A 23,004-nucleotide genomic window follows, 5' to 3' on the forward strand; every position below is an offset into this window, starting at 1 on the left:
CCATGCGCGCCGTCGTCCACGACACCTTCGCCGAACCCGCCGAGGTCCTCCACGTCGAGGAGCGTCCGGTCCCCACGCCCGGCCCCGGCGAGGTCCTCGTCCGCACGGTCCTCTCCCCGATCCACAACCACGACCTCTGGACCGTCCGCGGCACCTACGGCTTCAAGCCCGAGCTGCCGGCTGCATCCGGCACCGAGGCCCTCGGCGTCGTCGAAGCCCTCGGCGACGGCGTGACGAACCTGCAGGTCGGCCAGCGCGTCGCCGGCGGCGCGTTCGGCGTCTGGGCAGAGTACTACACCGCCAAGGCCGCCGGGCTCGTCCCGGTGCCCGACGCGATGACGGACGAAGCCGCGGCACAGCTCGTCTCGATGCCGTTCAGCGCGATCAGCCTGCTGCACTCCCTCGACCTGCACGAGGGTGACTGGCTCATCCAGAACGCCGCGAACGGTGCCGTCGGCCGCATGGTCGCGCAGCTCGGCAAGGCGCGCGGGATCAACGTCATCGGTCTGGTGCGTCGCGCCGCCGGCGTCGAGGAGCTCCGCGCACAGGGCATCGAGCGCATCGTCGCCACGGACGCGGAGGACTGGAAGGACCAGGTCACCGCGATCACCGGTGGCGCTCCGATCGTCGCGGGCGTCGAGTCGGTCGGCGGCAAGGCCGCCGGAGACATCGCGTCCGTGCTCGGCGAGGACGCCACGCTCGTCGTCTTCGGCGCGATGGCGTCGCCGACGCTCGAGATCCCGTCGGGCAAGGTCATCTTCGGCCAGCTCACCGTCAAGGGCTTCTGGGGCAGCGTGGTCTCACGGACGATGCCCGCCGAGACGAAGCAGCAGCTCTTCGGCGAGCTCATCACGCGGGTGCTCGACGGCTCGCTGACGCTCCCCGTCGCGGAGACCTTCGCGTTCGAGGACGTCCAGGACGCGGTCCGCGCGTCGGACACCGCCGGCCGGGTCGGCAAGGTCCTGTTGCGCCCGTAACGCGGCCACAGGACGGGAGGCACGGTGCCAGCTGGGACCGTGCCTCCCGTCCGTCGTCTGGTCGCGTTCCGTCCCATCGCGCTCGCAGTGGAAAGCCGAATCGCGCGTAGGTGACCGGAACATCTGGCCTCCTACGCGCGATTCGTCTTCCTACGCGCGATTCGTCCGACTGTCGGGCACCAGGGCGCGCAACGCGTCCGACGCTCCGAGCCAGCCGACCGGGCGCCCGGATCCGTCGACCACCGGCAGCCCCACCGTCTCGGTGGCGTCGACGACATCGGTGACGACGGCCTCGAGCGCGGAGTCCGCGGGGACCGCACGGACGTCGGCGACCACGTCGACGACCGAGCGCGAGGCGAAGCCGACGTCCCCCAGCACGGCGTCCCCGACGGACCTCGCGGAGACCACCCCGGCGAACTGCCCGTCGACACCGACGACCACGACCGGATGGCCGCCGGAACCCTCCAGCACCTCGAGCGCCTGCGCGGCGGTCGCCTCGGTCGTCAACACGTCGCCGAGCGGCCGCGCCGACGACCCGGCCGTCGTCCCCGAAGGCCGAGGAGGCTCCACCGCCGAGTCCGTCAGGTCCCCCCCGCGTCGACTGAGCTTGAGCGTGTAGATCGTGTCGCGTGAGAGCGCCCGCGACACAGCGGTGGCGATCACGATCGCGACGAACACGGGCAGGATCAGCGCGTAGTCACCGGTCAGCTCGAACAGCATGATGCCCGCCGTGATCGGCGCGCGGGTCGACCCGGCGAAGACCGCAGCCATGCCGACCACGGCGAAGGCCGCCACCTGCCCGCGCATCGACGGATCGACCATCGCGACAACTTTGCCGAAGGCGGCCCCCGTCATCGCGCCGACGAAGAGCGACGGCGCGAACACGCCTCCCGACCCGCCGATGCCGAGGGTCAGTGACGTCGCCAGCACCTTCCCGATCACGAGCACGGCCAGGAACCCGATCGCGTACTCGCCGCCGACGCCCCGCTCGAGCACCGGGTAGCCGACGCCGTACATCTGCGGCAGGACGAGGAGCAGGAGCCCGAGCAGCAGGCCGCCAGCGACCGGCCGGAGCCACTCCGGCCCCTTCGTGGCCCGCCAGAGCACGTCGCAGAGGTCCTCGACGAGGTACAGCACCCGCGCGAAGCCGATGCCGATCGCGCCCGCGAGGAGCCCGAGCAGCGCGAAGAGCAGGTACTCGGGCGGGGTGATGGACCCGATCGCGGGCAGGTGCAGGAACGCGGTGTCGCCGAACGCCGCACGGCCGATGAGCGCTGCCGTGACGGTCGCGATGGCGACGGCGCCGAACGAGGTCGGCGTGAAGTCGCGGAGCAGGAGCTCGAGCGCGAAGAAGACCCCGGCGACGGGGGCGTTGAACGTCGCCGAGATCCCCCCGGCCGCCCCGCACGCCACGAGCGTCCGCAGCCGGACCTCTGGCATCCGCATCCAGCGGCCGATCGTGGAACCGAGCGCCGAACCGATCTGGATGATCGGCCCTTCACGACCCACCGAGCCGCCGGCCCCGATGCAGATCGCGCTCGCGACGGCCTTCACGACCGCGACGCTCCCGCGGATCCTGCCGCCGTTCCTGGCGACGGCGAACATCACCTCGGGGACGCCGTGGCCGCGCGCCTCACGGGCGAAGCGCTGGATCAGCGGCCCGTAGAGCAGACCGCCGACGGCCGGCGCGAGGACGACGAAGCCGGCCCCGAGCCACGGCACCCACTGGTTCGCGGGGTTCCCGTGCGTGGCGGAGTAGTCGGCGTGGCCGCTGAAGACCCACGTGGCGTGCTCGATGAGCCATCGGAAGACGACGGCAGCCACGCCGGCCCCGGCTCCGACGACGAGGGCGGGAATCGCGAGCCGGACGGCGGCACCGCCGAAGCGCGTTCCGGCGCGGTGGAGGTGTGGGCGGGTGACGGCGTGTGTGGACACGGTCCTCCAGGGTCAGTTGCATGGACACAACGATTGTACTCATGCAATGAACCTGGACCCGCTCGGCGGTTCCGGGACGCCTCGTCAGCCGCCGAACGCCGAGATCTCCTCTGGCAGTGGCTCCCCCATCGCCCGTCGGAGCGCACCCATGCCCGCGACGACCGCGTCACGGTCACCCTCAGGGATCCGCGCCAGGATCGCCGCGAGCTCCTGACGACGCCGCTCGCTCACCTCGTCGACCAGCTCCCTGCCCCGGTCGGTCGCGACGACGAGGACCTCTCGTCGGTTCTCCTCGCTCGAGCGACGTTCGACCCAGCCGCCCGCGACCAGCCGGTCGACGTTCCTGGTCAACGTCGACGGACCGACCGCCAATCGTTCGGCGAGGTCACCGGCGCGGGTCGGACCGAGTGTCGACACGAGGACGATCAGCCGGAACTGCGGGACGGTGACGTCCTCGAGCGCCGGCGCCAGGGACCGGGCCACCACGCCGAGCAGCCCCCGTGACGCTGCCAGGAGCTCGTCGGTACCCCTGGGCGCGGTGTCAGCCATGACCCCATCTTCGCAGGCCGCCTGCGGTCGAGACCGCGTGCGCCACGAACGCGCGGAGCCGACCTCCTCGAGGGTGCGACCCCCGCCCTCCGGGACCACCTTCCCGATGGACAGCAGGGCCAGGAAACCGACGACCGCGAGCCCGAGGGAGCCGGCTGGCACCGTGCCTCCCGTCCATCACCGGTCACGCTCCCTCGCGTCGGCCGGGTTCCCCTCAGGACGTCAGTGGCGTCGGGTGCATCGGCAAGCGCCACCGCGTGGTGCGGTGCAGGATCCCGGAACCGGCGTCGCCCTCCCACTGCAGCGAGCCGGGCTGGGTCGTGGTGCCGAGGAAGACGACCTCGCACAGACGGACGGTACGGCCGCGCCGGAGGTCCGAGGCGTTCTGCGCCGACGGACAGAGGCGGTCGAACGCCGGATCGCCGACCGGCAGGGACTCTTCGCTCGCTGCCGCCCAGTCCGGGGAGACACCGAACTTGCCACTGTGGTTGCGCTCGTGGAGCACCCAGTGCCGGGACGAGAACACCGGAGTGTCGTCGAGGGTGCCGCCGACGAGCCGCACCGAGCCGCGGGCGATGTACGCCCGCGTGGACTCGTCGAGGTCGATGCCCAGCGACCGTGCTCGCTTTCGCTCGATCTCGTGGAACGAGTCGATCTGCACCGACACCCGAGCGTGCTGCCCGGCGACGTCCACGTCGACCGACTGCCCGAGCGAGGCCGAGGTCGACCGCTCGAGGACGATCCCGCCGACGACCACGATCGGCAGCAGGACCAGCGCCGTGACGCCGACCACGGTCCGGATCCGGTCGAAGACCCGCCGACGGGCCGCTCGGGGCGTCTCGGTCACCATGTTCCGATGGTGCCATGCGTGACGAACGGACGAAGCCGACCACACCCCGTGGTGTGGTCGGCTCCGGTGGCACGGGTCAGCGGCGGGCCTTCTTGTCCGGGACCGTGAAGATGTTGCCGGTCGTGACGCCTTCCTCGACCTCCTCGAGGGTGCGGCCGCGGCTCTCCGGCACGAACTTCCAGATGAAGAACAGCGCCAGCACACCGACGATGGCGAACCCGAAGAACGTCCCGGTGATGCCGGTCGCAGCGACGATCGACGGGAAGTACAGCCCGAGGAACGCGTTCGCGATCCAGAGGCAGAACACCGAGATGCCCATGCCGAGCGCACGGATCTGCGTCGGGAAGATCTCGGACAGGATCACCCACGTGGCGATGTTGAGGAAGGTCTGCATCGAGCCGACGAAGGCGACGACGAGGAACAGGATCACCCAGGGGCGGGCCGGGTTGCCGGCGGGGAGGGTGATCGACGCGATGCCGATGAGGAAGTGGCACACGGTCGTCAGCGAGTACCCGAGGATGAGCGTCGTCCGGCGGTTGATCCGCTCCATGTTCGCGATCGCGATCACGCCGCCGATCACCGCGATGACCCCGGGCGCGATGTTGGCGATGAGCGCCGCCGACTGCTGGAAGCCGGACTCGATGAGCACGGTCTGGCCGTAGTACATGATCGAGTTGATGCCGGTGAGCTGCTGCGCGACACCGATGCCGGCGCCGATGAGCACGATGCGGATCAGCCACTTGTTGCCGAGCAGGGTGCGCCAGCCGCTGACGCGCTGGATCTTCGCTTCGAGGTCGTTCGTCCGCTTGATGTCATCGAGCTCGGCGACCGCGCGCTCCTTCGAGCGGATCTGTCCGAGCACATCGAGCGCCTCGTCGTTCCGGCCCTTCGACGCCAACCACCGCGGCGACTCCGGGACGCGGAGCATGCCGATGAACAACGCGATCGCGGGGAGCGCACACACGGCGAGCATGACGCGCCAGACGCCGTTCCCTTCACCCCAGAGCGTGCCGATGATCGCGTTCACGACGAAGGCCGCGAGCTGACCGATCACGATCATGAGCTCGTTCCGACCGGACAGGGACCCACGGATCTCGTACGGGGCGAGTTCGGCGAGGAACACCGGCACCACCGTCGAGGCACCACCGACCGCCAGCCCGAGGAGCACGCGGCCGACCACCATCACGCCGAAGGCCGGGGCGAAGACGCACGTCAGCGTGCCGACGAAGAAGGTCACCGCGAGCAGGATGATCGTCTTGCGGCGTCCCCATCCGTCGGCGATCCGACCGCCGAGCATCGCGCCGATCGCAGCGCCGAACAACAGGGAGCTGGTGACGACACCCTCGGTGAGGTTCGTCAGGCCGAGCTCCTGCTTCATCGGGAGCAGGGCACCGTTGATCACGCCGGTGTCGTACCCGAAGAGCAGGCCGCCGAAGGTGGCGACGAGTGCCAGCACACCGAGACGCTTGCGGTACGGGCCGGTGCCGAGCGGTGGAAGCGTGCTCGTGGCTGTCGGTTTGATGTCGACCATCGGGGACTCCTTCGTCAGTGATCGTGCGCCCTTGCTGGGGTCGATCGTAGCCGAGTACTTTGTCCTGTCAACCACACATTCTCATGTCAGGTCGATTGGATCGGTCCATCGAAAGCCCTGGTCACGATCGGTCCCCTCGGCCCTGCTCTCCGAGCACGTCGCCGAGCGACGACATGTCCGCGCCGTGGTCGGTGTACCTGCGGACCGTGCGACGTGCCGCGGCACGGGCCGCCCCCGAGAGCGCCTGGTTGCGACGTGCGGCATCGGCGACGCGCCCGGCGTGACCAGCCGTCGACAGCAGGACGTTGGCCAGGGCACGACCGGCACCGGGATCCGGGACACCGGCGATCGACCAGGCGGAACGCACCTGCTCGTCCGGGGTGACCCCGCGACGGGTGCCCATCCGGTGCCAGTCGGACAGCGCCCCTTCGGTCCGGTCGGCCGCGCGGTCCGACTCCGCCGCGCGAGCCCGTTCGCGGTCTCGATCGGTCGCGCGGTCGTGCTGCGCGCCCGCCACACCCGCGGCACGCGCCCGGGCGTCGGTGTCGTCACCGCCGGCCGCTGCGATGCGTGCGGCATGCGCGGCCGCGGCTGCTGCGAGGATCTCCGACCTGTCCATGCGACGACGGTACCCCGCGCCTGTGACACCACGGAACGGGGCGCTTGCATTCCAGCGGCCAGGTGCTGTTGTATTGCCGGACACGCCGTCGTGGAAGAAGGGGACCATGAACTCGCACCATCGCATCGACCCGGCCGACCTGCACCTGCCGCCGACGGCGCCGATCGACATCACCGACCTCGTCGTGCTCGGGGTGGGGGTCACGAACGACGAAGAGCGGAGCAGGTCACTCCGGCGCTGAGCCGACGTGCTCGGCGAGGACGTCCCGCACGCTCGTCCACGCGTCACCGAACGGGGCGTTGTCGACGTGGCGCAGCTCACCCTCCCCGCTGAACATCGTCACGAAGTACTGCATCCCCTGCCACGCGGGGAACGGCTCGCCCGTGTCCCGCGACACCCGGCGCCCGACCCTCGCCATCGCGGAGAGCGTCCCAGCGGTCCCGGCCCACTGCAGCCGGAACACGGTGCCCGTGAGCCGCGACATCGTGTCCGCGATCTCACGCGCGGTCACCCGGTCCCCGGCGATCTCGACGACCCGTGGGGCCGACGGGTCGAGGGCGACCTCCGCCGTCACCCGTGCGGTGTCGTCCTTCGTGGTGAAGTCGAGCACCTGGTCCGCGGACGACCAGAACAGCACCCGCTGCCGGTCGAACAGGATCATCGGCGCCTGTCCGGTGAGCATGTCCGTGAACGCGCCGTTGAGCACCGACGTGCCCCGGATCCGCGCGGCGTCGAGGTCCGCGGCGAACTCCCGCCGGAGCTCGAAGTTCCGGTTCGTGCCCGGCGTGGTCCGTCGGTAGTCGGCCGAGTAGTCCGACGGGACGAAGCGCTCGACACCGGCGTCGACTGCGGCGGCGAGCAGTGCCCGCTGCGCGTCGACGATCACGGAGCGGGTGCCGCTGACGGCGGAGACGACGACCTCGACGCCGGTCAGTGCCGCTCGGAGCGCAGTGCCGTCGGTGTACGCCGCCACGACGACCTCGACGCGGTCGTCCCCGCCGAAGCGCTCGGCGGCGGTCGTGCTGCCGGGTCGGGTGAGGACGCGGACGCTGGTGTCACGGGCGAGGAGCTCGCGGACGATGCGCCCGCCGAGGTCTCCGGTCGCGCCGGCGACGAGGACGGTGGTGGTCATGCTCCCGACAGTACGGACGCGGTGCCCACGCGGGCTCAGGCGGGGGACGACGGGCGCTCAGCCCGCCAGTCGCCGCAGCCCCTCGTCGATCGACACCGCGGGCTCCCACTGCAGGTCCCGCCGGGTGCGTCGCTGGTCGAACCAGTGCGACGTCGACAGCTGTTCGGCCAGGAACCGCGTCATCGGCGGCTCGTCCACCCCCGGCCGGACGCGCCAGACCGCTTCGACGAGGGAACCGGCCGCGCGGGCGACACCCGCTGGGACGTGCCACCGCGGCGTCGGCACACCTGATGCCCGGCAGATCCCGTCGAGCAGGTCCGCGACGGGCCGTGGTTCGCCGTTGGTGACCACGTACGCGTTCCCGTGGACGTCCTCGTCGGCAGCGTGGGTCAGCGCCGCGACCATCGCCGACGCCGCGTTGTCGACGTAGCAGGAGTCGATGAGTGCAGCGCCGGAGTCGAGCAACGGCAGCCGGCCGCGACGGGCCCGGTCGACGATGCGGCCGACGAGCTGCGTGTCGCCGGGTCCCCACACCAGGTGCGGGCGGACGGCGACGACGGCGAACCCGGGTGCGTCCGCGGCGAGCGCCAGGAGTTCGGCGGCCGCCTTGGTCCTGGCGTAGTCTCCCCGCGCGCCGTCCGGCGAGGCAGGGGACGCGCCGGCACCGGCGATCGAGGACCCGGTGTGGGCCACCGACGGCGACGACACGAACACGAACCGGGAGACGCCGGCCGCCCGTGCGGCGTCGATGAGCGTCTGCGTGCCCTCGACGTTCACCCGGGTGAAGTCGGCGGGGTCGCCGGCGAGCGAGACCTTGGCGGCGAGGTGCACGACCGCGTCGACGCCCTCGACGGCACGGGCGACCGCAGCCGGGTCCGTCATCGTCCCGAGCACGTCGGAGACCGCGGCCCCGCCGTCGACACCGGCCACACCCGACGGACGGCGCTGGAACGTGCGCACCTCGTGCCCGGCGTCCCGCACGGCGGCGGCGACCGCTCGGCCGAGGAACCCGCTCGCGCCGGTGACCAAGACCGTCACGGGCGCACCATCCGTCCGCCACCGAGGACCGATGCCGCCCAGCGCGCGAGTCGTGTGCGGTCGACCTTCGAGTTGTGCCGGATGTCCGTCGGCAGCACGGGCACGACGAGCACCGCGGCGATCGGCACCCCCGCAGCGGCACGGATCGACGCGGCCAGCGCGGACGGGGCCAGCCCGGGACGTCGCACCGGCGGGACCGCCTCCACGACGGCGACGACCTGCTGCGTCCCCGCAGGGCCGACACCGGCGACACCCGCACGCCCCACGCCGGTCACCCCCTCGATGCGCTGCTCGGGACCGACCGGTGTGAGCACCTCGGCCGGCGTCGTGATCACGTGCTGGAGCCGTCCCTCGACCCAGAGCTGCCCGGAGGCGTCCAGGTGGCCGACGTCACCGGTGCGGTGCCCGCGGGGATCGGTGATGCCCAGCCGCGCGGCACGGTTCGTCCGCCAGAGCCGGTCGTAGTGGTCGCGGACGTGCGGGGCGACGACGACGATCTCCCCCGTGACGTCCGGCTCGTCCGTGAGCTCGCCCGTCGGCGCTCCGGACGGCGACAGGGGTGCGATGCGGACGGAGACGCCGGCGGCCGGTCGTCCGACGCACACCCCACCCGCGCCCGAGGACGTCGCAGCGGCCCCACGGATGCCGTCGAGGTCCACGTCCGTCATGAGCAGCCCCTCGGTCATGCCGTAGGGGGTGTGCGCACTCGCGTTCGGCATCAGCTCGGTCGCGGCCGTCAGCAGCGCGGCCGAGACGGGAGCACCAGCCGACAGGAACAGGCGGACGCGGCCGAGCGCGGCACGGTCGGCATCGGTCAACGCGGGCGCCGTCGCCACGACGTTCGCGATGGCCGCCGGCGACAGGAACACCACGGTCGCGTCGGCCGCGGTGACGGAGTCCGCCACCGCCTTCGCCGTGAGGGTCCTGGGCGCGGTGACGTCCATGTCGGGCGCGACGGACCGCGCACCGAGCGCCGGGCCGAGCAGCGCGAACGGCGCGAACCCGGCGACGAGGCCGGTCCCGATCCCGACGTCGTACTGCGCCGACAGGACGTCCCGGACGGCGCCGAGCTGTCCGTGCGTGTACACGACGCCCTTCGCCGGACCGGTCGACCCGGAGGTGAACAGCACGGCCGCCTGTGCGTCGGACGGCGGTGCGTCCGGCAGCGCGGTGCCGGCAGCGAGACGACGCGCTCCGCGACGCGCGACCGACGCCAGCGTGTGCTCGACTCGCAACGCAGCACGTGCCGGAGCCGGAAGCGCCACGGTCGCGATCCGCCGTCCGGGCCAGCCGAGCGCACGCGCCGCGGCGAGGCCGGGCAGCGCACCGATGATCCAGTCCGGCCGTGCGCCCTTCACGGCACGGGTGAGGCCACGGAGCCCGAGTCCGGCATCGGCGACGACGACCGTCGCGCCGACGCGGACACAGGCGTAGAGCGCCGCCGTGAGGTCGGCTCCGGGGGTGACGAGCAACGAGACGCGGTCACCAGGGCGGACACCGACGTCGAGGAGCCCCGCGGCGACCTCGTCGACCCGGCGGGCGAGGAGCCGCCAGCTGATCGTCCGGGTCCCGCCGAGTGCCGCCATCTCGACGAGCGCCGGCTCGTCCGAGTCGCGCAGCTCGTCGAGTGCGGCCCAGAGCGGGCGGCTCGCGGCCGCCTCGGGTGCGTCGGTCTGGAGGCTTGGCTCGCCCCCGGCGGGCACGCGACCGTCCGGCAGGCGGTCACCCAGCCAGTCGAAGACCGTCCCGGCGACGTCCGCGTCCTCCGGCAGCAGGTGCCCTGCTCCCTCGAACCGGTGCACGTCCGCGTGCGGGAGCCGCTCCGCGAGGTCGTCGAGGTAGCGCTCGAGGAACACCGGGTCTCGAGGCCCCCACGCGAGCAGTGCGGGGACGTCGAGCGCAGCGACGCCCGAGGAGATCCGGTCGAGCTCCCTCGCGCTCGGGTGCCCGGCGTCGACGGGGATGTCCGCCACGAAGCCGCCGATGCCACCGCGACGCGCAGCACCCCGGTACGGCGCACGGAAGGCGTCGGCGACGGGACGCTCGAGCTTCGGGTGCGCGATCGCGAGGGTCGTCTCGAGGAACGCCGGCGTCACGACGGTCGCACGACCGAGCAGCCCCGGACGGAGCGCCAGACGCAGCGGAGCGGGGATCGGGGCGTCATCCGGCTGGTGCACGGCGGTGTTGCACGTCGTCACGCCGACCACGAGGTCGGGGTGGTCGACCGCCCAGCCGAGCGACACCACACCGCCCCAGTCGTGCCCGAGGGTCACCACGGGTCCGGTGAGGCCGAGTTCGTCGGTCAGGGCGCCGAGGTCGGCGACGCGCTGGGGCAGCCCCCGCTCGAGCCCGGTGCGCTCCGAGAAGCCCATGTCGAGCTGGTCGACGGCGATCACGCGCCACGCGGGACCGCCGGCCGCGGCGACCTCGAGCGAGGTGCGGAGCACCGACCGCCACAGGTACGACCACGTCGGGTTGCCGTGCACGCACAGCAGTGTGCCGACCGGTTCCACGCCGAGCGCGGCCAGGGACCCAGCCGTGTCGAGGAGGTGCCAGGTCCGCCGGACCGGATCCGACCCTCCAGGCCCAGCGGTGACCAGACGGGACCACGCGGGGTCGAGTCCTGGAAGGGAGGGCGGCTGCGTGGCCGGAGCGGTGCTCGCGGCCACGCGGGGCAGCCCGGATGTCACCAGCGGAGTTCCATCATCGCCGTGTTGATGCCGGAGCCGACACCGCCGAGGAAGACGCGGTCACCGGGGCGGATCCGCCCGTTCGCGGCCTCGTCGGCCAGGGTGATCGGGATCGACGCCGGGCCGACGTTGCCGAAGCGCTCGTAGGTGGTGGGGACCTTGTCGCGCGGAACGCCGATCGCCTCGACGAAGGCGTTGGTGTGCACGTCGGAGACCTGGTGCAGGACGTAGCGGTCCATGTCGGCCCAGTCGAAGTGCGAGCGCGCCTCGTTCCAGGCGGCCACGACGAGCTCCATGCCGCCCTTGAGCAGCATCTTCGCGTCGGTGAACATGCCGTCGACGCTGCCGACGCAGAGGTCGTACCACTGGGTCGCCGCGCGGGTGACGCCACCGACGATCCGGTGTCCGCCCGGGTGCATGTCCGCCGGGCCGAGCACGGCTGCGGCAGCGCCCGAGCCGAGCGTCAGGCTGGCGAACTCGCTCATGAAGTCCTTGCGGTTCCGGCCGCCCTGGTTCAGGCGGTCGATCGTGTTGAGCTGCACCTGGTCGGCGTCCTCGCCGTCGACGACGAGCGCGTACTTGATCTGGCCGGAGTCGATCATGCCAGCGGCCACGCTCATGGCGTTGACGAAGCCCAGGCAGGCGTTCGCGATGTCGAAGTTGATCGCCGACGACGGCAGCCCGAGTCCGTGGTGCAGGCGCACGGCGACGCTCGGCTCGAGGTGCGGCCGGGTCACGGAGGTGTTGATGAGGAGTCCGACGTCCTCCGGGCGGATGCCGGCCTCGGCCATCGCACGACGTCCGGCGTCGATCGCGGCGTCCTGGAAGGTCTGGCCGTCGCCCCAGTTGCGGCGCTCCTTGACCCCGGCGACCCGCTCGAGCAGACCCATCGGCAGGCGGAGGCGCCGGAGCACCCCGCGGAGGCGCTCCTCGATGTCCGCCGACGTGGTCACACGCTCAGCAACAGTGGTCGCGACGGACAGCAGAGCGACGTTGTCGTGCTTGGCCGTGGCGTTGCCGGGCCGCTCCGGTTCGCTGCTCGTCGCCTGGTCCACCGGCCGTTCCGTCATGATCGTCACCGATACATACTTCCGCATCTGGGCTGGATGCGCGATCCGGATGCGCTGAGCGGTGGGGGACGCCGTCCGCGTGGGCCGTTCGACACAGGCTCTGGAGACGGACCTGTGCCGTGACGATCCGTCGGATACGATCCTTCCGCGAGGGGGAAACGTGCACGCCAGGAAGAACGCGATCGCCGTGGTCGGTGTGGCCGTCGTCGTCGCCGCGAGCCTCGGTGGCTGCTCACTGCTGCGTGGTGGCGGTGGGGATCTGCCTGCCCCCGCCCGCTCGATCTCCGCGTCACCGACGCCGACCCCGTCGACGTCGGCCGATGCGGGCGACTCGGCCGCGGACCTGCTGCGCGAGTCGTCGTCGCCACGCCCGCCGACGCCGGAACCGTCGCAGGCGTCAGCACCCGCGCCGACGATCTCGACCATCCCGGCGGGTACGGTCGTCACCGAGGGCGACGTCGCCTCACCGAAGGGCAGCGTCCACTTCCACTACCGGGTGGTCGCGGGTGCCGATGACCATTTCGTGGTGCAGTACTCCGGGTTCACGTCCACGCTCCCGGTCCCGGTGAGTGCGACGTTCCTCGAGGACGCACCCGCCGTCGGCGACGGGCTGACCTACCACGGCATCGGCGACGACCAGCTCGGCGGTGCCACGACCACGCCGTCGGCCGCTGTTTCGGTGCCGATCGACGAGGCCGGCTCCGACCCGTCGTGGCTCGGTTCCCTGGTGACGTACTCGTCGGCGACGGCTGACCCGTCGCTGCCGGTCGAGATCGGCCCGGACAAGGTGCTCGCGGTGACGAAGGTCGCGTGGTCGGTGCCCGCCAGGACGACGAACGTGCACCCGGCGGACGGCGGCGCGACGGCGAACGCGAGCGGGACGGTCTCTGCGACGACGGCGTCCGGTGCGCCGGCGTCCTACGTGATCGCGCCGGGCGACCTGATCGGGGACGTCGCGGCGCGGTTCGGGATCACCGTCGAGACGCTCATCTGGCTCAACGACGGCATGCAGGTGTACGGCAAGCAGCAGTACCTCTACGAGGGCACGACCCTCAACCTGGACCCGCTCCGACGCTGACGCGGACGACCCAGCCCCGCCGACTGGTCGCGACACCCCGCTCACGATCGTCGAGCGGTCGCCTCCCGTCGGTCGAGCGCCCCGCCCTCGACGGTATGCGACCACTCGAGGTGGGGCACTCGGGGTGTCGTGACCGGTCGCGGCGCGTCGGACCCCGGACACGACGACGCCCCGGACACGACGACACCCCGGACACGACGACACCCCGCCGCCCGAGGGCGACGGGGTGTCGTGGGCGAGCGTGCTACTTGCGCAGCTCCAGGTACTTCGCGATGAGGGCCTTCGTCGAGGAGTCCTGCGACGCCAGCGCGTCGGCGTCACCGTCGACCGCGGGAGCGATCTGCAGCGCGAGCTGCTTGCCGAGCTCGACGCCCCACTGGTCGAACGAGTCGATGCCCCAGATGGTGCCCTCGGTGAAGACGATGTGCTCGTACAGCGCGATGAGCTGCCCGACGACGCTCGGCGTGAGCGCCGGCGCGAGGATCGACGTCGACGGCTTGTTGCCCGTGAAGGTGCGCGCCGCGACGATCGCTTCGTCGGTGGTGCCCTCTGCCCGGACCTCCTCCGCGGTCTTGCCGAACGCCAGCGCCTTGGTCTGCGCGAAGAAGTTCGCGAGGAACAGGTTGTGGACGTCCTGACCGGGCTCCACGGCCTTGCCGTCGCCGGTCTCGTCCTTGAGCGGACGGGCCGGGTTCGCCACCGCGATGAAGTCCGCGGGGATCAGGCGGGTGCCCTGGTGGATGAGCTGGTAGAACGCGTGCTGGCCGTTCGTGCCGGGCTCGCCCCAGAAGACCTCGCCGGTGTCCGTCGTGACGGGCGAGCCGTCCCAGCGGACGCGCTTGCCGTTCGACTCCATGGTGAGTTGCTGCAGGTACGCGGCGAAGCGGTGCAGGTACTGCGTGTACGGCAGGACCGCGTGGCTCTGGGCACCGAGGAAGTTCGAGTACCAGACGTTGAGCAGGCCCATCAGGACCGGCACGTTCTGCGCGAGCGGGGTGGTGCGCATGTGCTCGTCGATGGTGTGGAAGCCGGCGAGGAAGTCCTGCCAGTTCTCCTTGCCGATCGCGATGATCACGCTCGTGCCGATGGCCGAGTCGACCGAGTAGCGGCCGCCCACCCAGTCCCAGAAGCCGAACGCGTTCTCGGGGTCGATGCCGAACGCGGCGACCTTGTCGAGCGCGGTCGACACGGCCACGAAGTGCTTGGCGACGGCGTCGTTCTTCGCGTCGTCGGCGGCGTCGGTGAGGCCGAGCTTCTCCCAGAGCCACTGCCGCGCCAGGCGGGCGTTCGTCAGGGTCTCGAGGGTGCCGAAGGTCTTCGACGCGACGATGAAGAGCGTGGTCTCGGGGTCGAGGTCAGCGGTCTTCTCGTAGATGTCGGCCGGGTCGATGTTCGAGACGAAGCGTGCCTCGATGCCGGCCTGCACGTAGGGCTTGAGCGCCTCGTAGACCATGACGGGGCCGAGGTCCGACCCGCCGATGCCGATGTTCACGACGGTCTCGATGCGCTTGCCGGTGACGCCCTTCCAGGCGCCGGAGCGGACCTGCTCCGCGAAGGCGTAGACCTTGTCGAGCGTGGCGTGCACGTCGGCGTCGACGTCCTGGCCGTCCACGACGAACGGCGCGGCGGGGGTGAGCTCGCCGCCCTTCGGACGACGGAGCGCGGTGTGCAGCACGGCACGGTCCTCGGTCGGGTTGACGTGCTCGCCGGAGATCATCGCCTGGTAGCGCTCCGCGACCCCGGTGGCCTCGGCGACCTGGAGGAGCGCCGCGAGGATCTCCTCGGTCACCAGACCCTTGGACAGGTCGACGGTGAGGTCGCCCGCCTGGAACGTGTACTGCTCGGCCCGGCCCGGGTCGCTGTCGAACCACCCTCGCAGGTCCGGCGAGAAGCCGTCGGCGATGCCGGCGAGCGTCTTCCAGCCTTCGGTCGTCGTGGGGTCGACGGGTGCGGATTCGGTCACGGATTCCTCCTGAGCGCATGAACTGGAACGGTCCGCAGACCTCCGCAACGCTGCGACGCGGGCCGCATCCGAGCGTAGTGCGCTCCGGGACGGCGCGTGCACCGCACGGTCAGGCCTGTGGAGAACGACGGGAGGCCCGGGTCGGGTGACCGGCGCGGCTCACGTGAGCAGGGCCTCCAGGATGTCCGCGACCGGCCGGTCGGCTGCCGCCCGCCAGGACCGACCCGCCCACAAGTGGAGCGCATGCGGATCGCCCGCGGCGGCGGCCGCCGTCCGGATCGGCTTCGTGAGGTGGTGCAGGGCCGGGTACCCGAGCGGCGCGTCCTCGTGCTCGCGGACGAAGCGGTTCACGAGTGCCCGTGCCGGACGTCCGGTGAACGCCCTGGTCAGCGCGGTCCGGTCGAAGACCGGGTCGGCGAGGGCCTCGCGGTGGGTCTGGTTCGTCCCTGCCTCGTCGGCGCGGAGCACGAGGGTGCCGACCATCGCGGCACCTGCCCCGGCGAGGCGGACGGCCTCGACGTCGGCCGCTCCCCCGATGCCGCCCGCAGCGATGACGGGCAGGTCGACCGCTCGACGGACGGCCCTGACGAGCTCCGGCAGCGGTTCCCACAGCGGCTCGGCGGCCGGGTCGAGCACGGCGGAGTGTCCGCCGGCGGCCTCGCCCTGCACGACCAGGACGTCGACACCTCGTTCCGCAGCGGCGAGTGCCTCGGCCCGGTTCGTCACGGACTGCATCGTGACGGTCTCGCGCTTCCGGAACTCCCACACCAGGTCGGCGTCCGGCAGCCCGAACGTGAACGACACGACCGGTACCGGATCGTCGAGGAGCAGCGCCACCTTGTCCGCCCAGGCGTCGTCGTCCTCGCGCTTGTCCGGCAGGCCCTCAACCCCGAGGGCATCGCGGTACCGGTCGTACGCCGCGTCGGCGATCGGGACCGGGTTGGGCGCGAAGAGGTTCACCCCGAAGTGCTCGGTGGCGTCCCGGACCTCGGCGATCTGCGCGCCGAGGTCGTCGACGGTGCGGTAGCCGGCGGCGAGCTGTGCGAAGTGACCGGCACGGGCGGCGGCGACCACCAGCGCCGGGGTCGTCGGACCGCCTGCCATCGGGGCGACGTGCACGGGGGTTCGGAGCGGGGCGGGGAGGTCGGTCACCCCTCGATCCTGCACCGGCGGTGACACGCACGACACGCCGGAGTCGTGCCGGCCGCTGTCAGGATCGCGGATTGCTCGACACTTCTTGGGTGAGAGGGGGCACCGTGGACCAACCCACCGATGCCGACGCCGCACTGGCACGTCGGCTCGCACTCGGCGACCGCGCCGCACTGGCAGACGCGTTCGACCGCTTCGCGCCGACACTGACCCGCTACGCATGGGCCCTGGCAGACAGCAAGCAGGACGTCGAAGAACTCGTGCAGGACACGATGCTCACGCTCTGGCAGAAAGCCGCGACGATCGACCTGCCCACCGGCACACTCCTGCCCTGGCTGCTCGTCGTGTGCCGCAACCACGCCAAGAACCAGGCCCGTCGCATCGCGAAGAACGCCGGCGACGAACTCCCGCCGGAGCTCGCCGCACCCGCCAGCGAAGACGACGCCCGCGAACGCCTCCGCTGGGTCCGCGACGAGATCGCCGCGCTCCCCGAGGTCGACCGCAGGATCTGCGAACTCTGCCTCCTCCAGGGGCACACCTACTCCGAAGCCGCCACGATGCTCGGGCTGAGCGTCGGCGCGGTCACCCAGCGGGTCTCACGCTCGCGTGCACGACTCAGGAAGGCGGTGACGCACGATGAACACTGAACCTCCCCAGGGAGACGACCTGCAGCAGATGCTCGTCTCGATGAAGCAGAACGTGCTCGCCCGCGCCGAGCTCGATCGACCGGCACCCAAGCGCCGCGGACGTCGTGCCGGCATCGTGATCGGCATCATCGCCGTCCTCGGCATCGGCGTCGGAAGTGGCGCCGTCGCACTCGGCATGGTCCCGCAACCCTTCACCGCAGCACCAGCACCGAGCCCGACCGTCACCGAACCAACGCAGACCCCGACGAAGTCCTCCGCACCCGTCGTCAACGAACCGACGGCTACTCCCACGCCGACACCGACCCGCAAGCCCTTCGCGCTCGACGATCCGTCCACCTGGACGATCAGCGGCAACGAGTTCGGCCCCGTCGCGATCGGAGGCGAGACGGGCGCCGAGACCGACGACCTCGGGGTCGCCTACCAGCACGACCGCGCCAACGACGTCTGCGGCCCGGAGTTCGGGAGCTCCTGGGCACGAGACGGCCAGCCGACGCTCATCGTATGGTCCGCGAACGGACGGGTCATCGGGGTGAACGCATGGGTGCCGCCCGGAGTCGGAGAACGAGGCGTCGTCGGCCCGACCACGTCGTCGGGCCTCGGCATCGGCTCGACGCTCGACGAGCTGCGCGAGGCGTACCCGGACCTGGTCGACGATCCCGTCTACACCAAGGACGTCGAACCTCTTCCCGCCCCCGATGCGTACACGGCGTGGAAGACCGAGACGGACACGGGCTGGATCACGTTCGCCCTCGGTGAGGACGGGGTCCACGTGGACAACGTCGTCATCGGAGAGATATCCGGCATCTCCTGCGACTGAGTTCGCCGGAGCGTGCCGGGCGGGAAGCGTTCATGGGGGGCGCTTCCCGCCCGGCTCGGAGTCACTGCTCGGGCAGGGGCTCCTTCGGGAGCTTCCGGAGCTTGGCGCGGCGCTTCCGGCGCTCCGGGATCATCGACCGCATCTCCTCGAGCTTGCCGAAGCAGAGCAACCGGTCGCCCGGCTCGAGTGCGACGCCGCTGCGCGGGTTCGGGATGACGTTCGACCCACGGTGCAGGGTGAGGACCGTGATGTCGCGGTCCCAGAGCCCGGAGTCCTTGATGGTCTTGCCCACCAGGTCGGCGTTGGTGTGCACGAGGAGTTCGGCCACGCCGTAACCGGTCGACACCGACAGGCGCTGGCGGACGTCGATCTCGGGGAAGGCGACCTGGTTCGCGATGAAGTCGATGATCGCGCCGGCGATGTCCAGCCCGGTCGCCCGCTCGATGCCCTCGAGCCCCGGGGACGAGTTGACCTCCATCACGAGGGGCCCGTCGTTGCCCTCGAGCATGTCGACGCCGGCGACGCGGAGTCCCATGATCTGCGCCGAGCGGACCGCCGCCTCTTCGTACTCCGGGGTCAGCGTGACCTGCTCGACCGTGCCGCCACGGTGCACGTTCGACCGGAACTCGTCGCCGCTCGCACTCCTGCGCATCGCTGCCACGACCCGGTCGCCGACGACGAGCGCGCGGATGTCCTTGCCGCGGCTCTCCGAGATGAAGCTCTGGATGAGGACGTTCTGCTTCGTGGAGTGCAGCGTCTCGACGATCGACTCGGCGACCTTCGCCTCCGGCGCCAGGATGACGCCGATGCCCTGCGTGCCCTCGAGGAGCTTGATCACGACGGGCGCTCCACCGACGCGCTCGATCGCACCGCGGACGTCGGCCCGACCGGCGACGAACGTGGTGGCCGGCATACCGATGTCGTGGCGCGACAGGATCTGGTTCGCGCGGAGCTTGTCGCGGGAGTTCGTGATGCCGTTCGCGGTGTTCGGCGTGTACACGTCCATCTGCTCGAACTGCCGGACGACCGCGGTGCCGTAGTACGTGATCGAGTTCCCGATGCGGGGCAGGATCGCGTCGTAGTCCGAGAGCAGCTTGCCGCGGTACTGCAGGTCGGGCGCGTCCCCGGTCAGGTCGATCGCGAAGCGCAGGGTGTTGAGGACCTTCACCTCGTGACCACGGTCGAGCGCTGCCGCCCGGAGCCGCTGCGTCGAGTACGCCTGCGGGGCGCGCGAGAGGATGGCGAGTTTCATCGAGGAGGCTCCGCGGGTTCTGGGGTGGCGACGGCGACGCTCCATGCTGTCAGACCGAGCACACGTCCCGCGCGCCGTCCTGCCAGGATGGGGACATGGCCGACGACCCGAAGCCCACCCGTCGCGGGCCGATCGTCTCCGGGTGGCGTGAGTGGGCGGCACTGCCGGACCTCGACATCCCGTGGATCAAGGTCAAGCTCGACACCGGCGCGCGGACCTCCGCCCTGCACGCGTTCGACCTCGAAGAGCTCCCGGGCGATCGGGTCCGCTTCTCGGTGCACCCGTGGCAGGACTCCGACGCCGACCCGCAGACCGTCGAGTGCGATGTCCACGACCGACGCGTGATCCGCAGTTCCTCCGGGCACACGCAGGAGCGCATCGTCGTGCGCATGGCGATCGAGCTCGCGGGTCACTCGGTCGACGCCGAGGTGACGCTGAGCAACCGCGACCAGATGGGCTTCAGGATGCTCGTCGGCAGGGAGGCATTGCGACAGGGCTTCGTCGTCGATCCCGCTCGGTCGTTCCTCGCCGGTCGGGCTCCCAAGGAGATCCGCCGACGCAACCGCGGACGGGTCTGACGCCTAGCGGAAACGCTCGACCATCGGACACGCGAACGGGTCGGACGCGGACAACCCGACCTCGTTGAGGTACCGGACGACGATCGCGTACGAGTGCACGAGCGTCGTCTCGGTGTAGGGCACGTCCTGCTCGGCGCAGTACTGCCGGACGAGCCCTCGCGCAGCCCGCAGGTTCGGCCGCGCCATGCTCGGGAACAGGTGGTGCTCGACCTGGTGGTTCAGCCCGCCCATGAAGTACTCCACCCATCGGCCGCCGGTGATGTCGCGGGAGGTCAGCACCTGGCGGGAGAAGAAGTCCACGCGGCGGCCGGCTTCGATGATGGGCATCCCCTTGTGGTTCGGGGCGAAGGCGATGCCCATGCAGAACCCGAAGACGCCGAGCTGGACGCCGAGGAACGCGAACGCGACGCCGAGCGGCAGGAACCAGAACACGGCGCCGAAGTACAGGACGAACCGTCCGAGGAACACCGAGCCCTCCGCCCAGCGCCGCTTGACGCCGTCGCCACCGGTGTAGGTCCGGATCGACTGCCAGTGCAGGTTGACCCCTTCCACGAGCAGCATCGGGAAGAACGCGTACCCCTGCACCCGCACGAGCACCCTGAGGAACCCGGTTCGGCTCGCGGCGTCCTCCGGGCGGAACGAGATCGCGTCGAAGGAGATGTCGGGGTCCTTGCCGACGGTGTTCGGGTTCGCGTGGTGCCGGTTGTGCTTGTTGATCCACCACGCGTAGCTCACACCGGTCAGGAACGTGCCCGCGTACCGCGCCGCACGGTCGTTCCAGGTGTGGGACGCGAAGACCTGCCGGTGCGCGGCCTCGTGCGACAGGAACGCGAACTGGGTGAAGACCAGGCCCAGGACACCGGCGACGATCAGCTGCCACCAGGAACCGCCGAGCACGGCGAACGCTCCCCCGGCGACGACCAGCACGGCCGCGAGGACCCCGATCAGCCCCCAGTACCAACCAGTCCTCCGCGCGAGGAGACCCTCGTCCTTCACGCGAGCCAGCAGCGCCGTGTAGCTGGACGTGCCTCCGGTCCCCGGGGCGCGACGCCCGGTGGGGATGTACGTGTCCGCCATGATGCCTCCTGGTTCGGCTCCGCTGCCGTAACCAGGGACCAGGGCTACACGCCGGATCGTACGCCGACGATCCGTGCGCTCCTCAGGGCAGGACCAGCCGCCGCTCGATGATCGCCCGCGCGACGTCGGCCAGCGGCTCCTGGTGCGACCTGGCGTACCGGCGGATCAGCGCGAACGACGTCTCCATGTCGACCTGGTGGGTGTGCGCCACGAAGCCCTTCGCCTGCTCGATGACGACCCTGCTGTCCAGCGCGTGCTGGAGCTGGCGTTGCGCGAGGTCGGAGTGTTCGAGCGTCCGCTGCTGCAGGATGCTGATCGTCGCGACGTCGGTGAGGGCCTGGGCGGCGAGGGCGTCGTCCGGGTTGAGCTCCCCCTCGGACTCACGGAACAGGTTGAGCGACCCGAGGGTCGTCTCGCGCAGCCGCATCGGGATGGAGAGCACGGACGCGTAGCCGAACTGCGCCGAGGCATTCGCGAACCGCGGCCACCGCTCCTGCATCTCGGCGGGGTTCCGGACGGAGACCTGTCGTCCGGTGGCGAAGCACTCCACGCACGGCCCCTCGCCGGCGTTGAGCTGCAGCAGCCCGACGAAGCTCGAGCGCTCGCTCGTCGACGCCAGCACCTCGAGCTCTTGGTGCTGGTTGACGAGCAGGATCCCGGCGGCGGACGCGTCGAAGAGGTCCACGACGGTGTCGACGAGGTTCTGCAGGAGTTCGACGACGTCGTAGTCGTCGACGAGGGTGTCGGTGAGCGCGACGAACGTCTCGACGAGGCGGTGCTCGCGTGTCGATGCCATCATGTGTGCTCCCTAGCTCTCGAGACCGTGCGGACGGTCGAGGTCGATGCGTCTGGCGATGACGTCGGACGCCACCTCCCGCACGGTCCGCTCGGTGGCGTACGCGTGCGCCTGCAGGACGAGCAGCGCGTCCGCGACGGTGACACCGAGCTGCGCAGCCACCATCCCAGTCGCCTGGTGGACCTCTCTCCGCGAGTATCGTCCCTGGTCCATGTCAGCGCGGCCGTCGGACGCCGCCTCGAGGAGGGCTCCGCGCAGGACACGCCTGGCCGCCACCTCGGTGAGTTCGACCGCACCACGGATCTGCCCGACGGTGAGCACGTGCTCGCGGTCGACGGACAGGTCGACCGCACCGACGGGGATGTTCCCGATCCGCATCGGGAACGAGAACACCGCGCCGATGCCGGCGCGGAGCAGTGCCTCCAGCGCTGCCGGCCACCGGTCCCCGGTCGTCGCCGACAGGTCCGGTTCGAGCACCGGACGCCGGGTCGCGAGCGACTCCCAGCACGGCCCCTCACCGAGGTCGAGCTGGATCTCGTCGACCCGTTCGGCGATCGCGTCGCTGGCGCACACCGTCGCGGAGCCGAGCGGGTCGCCGAGCGTCGAGATGCCGACTCCGGAGACCGGCAAGACGGCGAGGAACGACGGGCAGAGGTCGGCACCGTCGGGGGCGGCTTGCATGGAATTCGCGGCGGCGGTGAAATCGCTCATCGGGGCCTTCGGTGGAGGTGGACCGTGCTGGACATGAAGCGCTCCTTCGGCCGCGCGATCGGACGCCGCGCAGGGCACTGTCCGATTCGCGCTCCACGCTACTCGACCTGGTCGGTACCAGGTGCACGGAGCAAGGCCGGCGAGGTCGCCGAGCAGCACCGGTCCGGTGACGGACGAGCGCCACCCAGATGTCGGATCCGACCGCCTGCTCTGCGACGAAGGCGCGGATCGTGTCGACGATCGACGTCACGGGCTGGTGCTCGGCGAACCAGCGGACCGGCCCCGGCATGGTGTCCGTCGGGACGAACGCCGAGCTCATGAACGGCAGGAAGACCAGCGGGGAGCTGAAGGCGCTCGCGCCGTCGACCGTCTTGGCGGACAGCCCCGCGATCACCGCGACCCAGGTCAGCGCTGCCGTCCCAGGTCGCGCCCCCGTGCGGACATCGCGCCCCGTCGCATGCGGGCGCGATGTCCGCAGCGGGGCGCAATCCCGGTCAGCGACCCGGCCGACCCGGGCGCACATGGACGGGAGGCCCGGTGCCAGC

The 23,004-nt window shown here is 71.2% G+C and carries 21 protein-coding genes and 1 pseudogene; 6 read left to right on the forward strand and 16 right to left on the reverse strand.

Features of this window, described 5'->3' with window-relative positions; genetic code table 11:
• The first annotated feature begins 2 nt into the window (after nucleotides 1-2).
• Nucleotides 3-977 carry a zinc-binding dehydrogenase gene (locus ACIPJ2_RS16940; RefSeq protein ID WP_402729962.1) on the forward strand — a complete coding sequence of 325 codons (975 nt, stop codon included), beginning with the start codon at nucleotides 3-5 and terminating at the stop codon, nucleotides 975-977.
• A gap of 150 nt (nucleotides 978-1,127) precedes the next feature.
• On the opposite strand, the gene ACIPJ2_RS16945 is transcribed toward ACIPJ2_RS16940, so the two are convergent.
• The 5 genes from ACIPJ2_RS16945 to ACIPJ2_RS16965 all read right to left on the reverse strand — a co-directional run bounded on the left by ACIPJ2_RS16945 (nucleotide 1,128) and on the right by ACIPJ2_RS16965 (nucleotide 6,461).
• Entirely contained in the window at nucleotides 1,128-2,912 is a 1,785-nt protein-coding gene (locus ACIPJ2_RS16945; RefSeq protein ID WP_402729801.1) for a chloride channel protein, read from the reverse strand.
• An 84-nt stretch (nucleotides 2,913-2,996) separates the two neighbouring features.
• On the reverse strand, nucleotides 2,997-3,461 hold the full coding sequence (locus ACIPJ2_RS16950) for a MarR family winged helix-turn-helix transcriptional regulator (RefSeq protein WP_402729802.1): 465 nt from the start codon (nucleotides 3,459-3,461) through the stop codon (nucleotides 2,997-2,999).
• Between the two features lie 214 nt (nucleotides 3,462-3,675).
• Complete coding sequence (locus ACIPJ2_RS16955) at nucleotides 3,676-4,311, reverse strand: hypothetical protein (protein ID WP_402729803.1); 636 nt, start codon at nucleotides 4,309-4,311, stop codon at nucleotides 3,676-3,678.
• 76 nt (nucleotides 4,312-4,387) lie between these two features.
• Nucleotides 4,388-5,842 (reverse strand): sugar porter family MFS transporter, encoded by a 1,455-nt coding sequence (locus ACIPJ2_RS16960; RefSeq protein WP_402729804.1) that lies wholly within the window; start codon nucleotides 5,840-5,842, stop codon nucleotides 4,388-4,390.
• A 121-nt stretch (nucleotides 5,843-5,963) separates the two neighbouring features.
• Nucleotides 5,964-6,461, reverse strand: a complete 498-nt coding sequence (locus ACIPJ2_RS16965) for a hypothetical protein (protein ID WP_402729805.1) — start codon at nucleotides 6,459-6,461, stop codon at nucleotides 5,964-5,966.
• Nucleotides 6,462-6,567: 106 nt separating this feature from the next.
• Here ACIPJ2_RS16965 and ACIPJ2_RS16970 point away from each other — a divergent pair, with 106 nt between their 5' ends.
• A complete protein-coding gene (locus ACIPJ2_RS16970) occupies nucleotides 6,568-6,702 on the forward strand; it encodes a hypothetical protein (RefSeq protein ID WP_402729806.1) in 135 nt (44 codons plus the stop codon).
• Here the strand turns inward: ACIPJ2_RS16970 and ACIPJ2_RS16975 are convergent.
• From ACIPJ2_RS16975 to ACIPJ2_RS16990, 4 genes are read right to left on the reverse strand one after another with little or no spacing between them, the layout of a single operon-like run.
• Nucleotides 6,688-7,593, reverse strand: coding sequence for an NmrA family NAD(P)-binding protein (locus ACIPJ2_RS16975; protein WP_402729807.1), 906 nt, complete (start codon nucleotides 7,591-7,593; stop codon nucleotides 6,688-6,690). The genes ACIPJ2_RS16970 and ACIPJ2_RS16975 overlap by 15 nt on opposite strands.
• Nucleotides 7,594-7,650: 57 nt before the next feature.
• Nucleotides 7,651-8,631, reverse strand: coding sequence for an NAD-dependent epimerase/dehydratase family protein (locus tag ACIPJ2_RS16980; protein WP_402729808.1), 981 nt, complete (start codon nucleotides 8,629-8,631; stop codon nucleotides 7,651-7,653).
• Nucleotides 8,628-11,309: an alpha/beta fold hydrolase gene (locus ACIPJ2_RS16985; protein WP_402729963.1), complete on the reverse strand. Its 2,682-nt coding sequence runs from the start codon at nucleotides 11,307-11,309 to the stop codon at nucleotides 8,628-8,630. Before ACIPJ2_RS16985 ends, ACIPJ2_RS16980 begins: the two co-directional genes overlap by 4 nt.
• An 8-nt stretch (nucleotides 11,310-11,317) precedes the next feature.
• Nucleotides 11,318-12,391, reverse strand: coding sequence for a 3-oxoacyl-ACP synthase III (locus ACIPJ2_RS16990; protein WP_281267626.1), 1,074 nt, complete (start codon nucleotides 12,389-12,391; stop codon nucleotides 11,318-11,320).
• 160 nt (nucleotides 12,392-12,551) lie between these two features.
• On the opposite strand from ACIPJ2_RS16990, the gene ACIPJ2_RS16995 reads away from it, so the two are divergent.
• Nucleotides 12,552-13,469, forward strand: a complete 918-nt coding sequence (locus tag ACIPJ2_RS16995) for a LysM peptidoglycan-binding domain-containing protein (RefSeq protein ID WP_402729809.1) — start codon at nucleotides 12,552-12,554, stop codon at nucleotides 13,467-13,469.
• Between the two features lie 244 nt (nucleotides 13,470-13,713).
• Here ACIPJ2_RS16995 and pgi read toward each other — a convergent pair whose 3' ends face one another.
• Both pgi and ACIPJ2_RS17005 read right to left on the reverse strand, forming a co-directional pair.
• A complete protein-coding gene (gene pgi / locus ACIPJ2_RS17000; protein WP_402729810.1) occupies nucleotides 13,714-15,432 on the reverse strand; it encodes a glucose-6-phosphate isomerase in 1,719 nt (572 codons plus the stop codon).
• 159 nt (nucleotides 15,433-15,591) lie between these two features.
• On the reverse strand, nucleotides 15,592-16,584 hold the full coding sequence (locus ACIPJ2_RS17005) for a nitronate monooxygenase (protein ID WP_402729811.1): 993 nt from the start codon (nucleotides 16,582-16,584) through the stop codon (nucleotides 15,592-15,594).
• Between the two features lie 104 nt (nucleotides 16,585-16,688).
• Here ACIPJ2_RS17005 and ACIPJ2_RS17010 point away from each other — a divergent pair, with 104 nt between their 5' ends.
• Both ACIPJ2_RS17010 and ACIPJ2_RS17015 read left to right on the forward strand, forming a co-directional pair.
• Nucleotides 16,689-17,228: an RNA polymerase sigma factor gene (locus ACIPJ2_RS17010; RefSeq protein WP_402729812.1), complete on the forward strand. Its 540-nt coding sequence runs from the start codon at nucleotides 16,689-16,691 to the stop codon at nucleotides 17,226-17,228.
• The gene (locus tag ACIPJ2_RS17015; RefSeq protein WP_402729813.1) at nucleotides 17,218-18,045 is read left to right on the forward strand and encodes a hypothetical protein; all 828 of its coding nucleotides are present in this window, start codon (nucleotides 17,218-17,220) and stop codon (nucleotides 18,043-18,045) included. Before ACIPJ2_RS17010 ends, ACIPJ2_RS17015 begins: the two co-directional genes overlap by 11 nt.
• A gap of 61 nt (nucleotides 18,046-18,106) precedes the next feature.
• Here ACIPJ2_RS17015 and rimK read toward each other — a convergent pair whose 3' ends face one another.
• Nucleotides 18,107-19,297: a 30S ribosomal protein S6--L-glutamate ligase gene (gene rimK, locus ACIPJ2_RS17020; protein WP_281265616.1), complete on the reverse strand. Its 1,191-nt coding sequence runs from the start codon at nucleotides 19,295-19,297 to the stop codon at nucleotides 18,107-18,109.
• 95 nt (nucleotides 19,298-19,392) lie between these two features.
• Here rimK and ACIPJ2_RS17025 point away from each other — a divergent pair, with 95 nt between their 5' ends.
• Nucleotides 19,393-19,875 (forward strand): ATP-dependent zinc protease, encoded by a 483-nt coding sequence (locus ACIPJ2_RS17025; RefSeq protein WP_402729814.1) that lies wholly within the window; start codon nucleotides 19,393-19,395, stop codon nucleotides 19,873-19,875.
• A gap of 3 nt (nucleotides 19,876-19,878) precedes the next feature.
• On the opposite strand, the gene ACIPJ2_RS17030 is transcribed toward ACIPJ2_RS17025, so the two are convergent.
• The 4 genes and pseudogenes from ACIPJ2_RS17030 to ACIPJ2_RS17045 form a co-directional block, all read right to left on the reverse strand.
• Complete coding sequence (locus ACIPJ2_RS17030) at nucleotides 19,879-20,952, reverse strand: fatty acid desaturase family protein (protein ID WP_402729815.1); 1,074 nt, start codon at nucleotides 20,950-20,952, stop codon at nucleotides 19,879-19,881.
• An 82-nt stretch (nucleotides 20,953-21,034) separates the two neighbouring features.
• Nucleotides 21,035-21,751: an ANTAR domain-containing protein gene (locus tag ACIPJ2_RS17035; RefSeq protein ID WP_402729816.1), complete on the reverse strand. Its 717-nt coding sequence runs from the start codon at nucleotides 21,749-21,751 to the stop codon at nucleotides 21,035-21,037.
• 9 nt (nucleotides 21,752-21,760) lie between these two features.
• Complete coding sequence (locus tag ACIPJ2_RS17040) at nucleotides 21,761-22,459, reverse strand: GAF and ANTAR domain-containing protein (RefSeq protein ID WP_402729817.1); 699 nt, start codon at nucleotides 22,457-22,459, stop codon at nucleotides 21,761-21,763.
• Nucleotides 22,460-22,634: 175 nt separating this feature from the next.
• Nucleotides 22,635-22,877 (reverse strand): annotated as a pseudogene (locus tag ACIPJ2_RS17045) (ABC transporter permease); the annotation flags it as partial.
• Between the last annotated feature and the right edge of the window lie 127 nt (nucleotides 22,878-23,004).

Origin of the sequence: Curtobacterium sp. NPDC090217 (assembly GCF_044746705.1) — a bacterium.
GTDB lineage: Bacteria > Actinomycetota > Actinomycetes > Actinomycetales > Microbacteriaceae > Curtobacterium.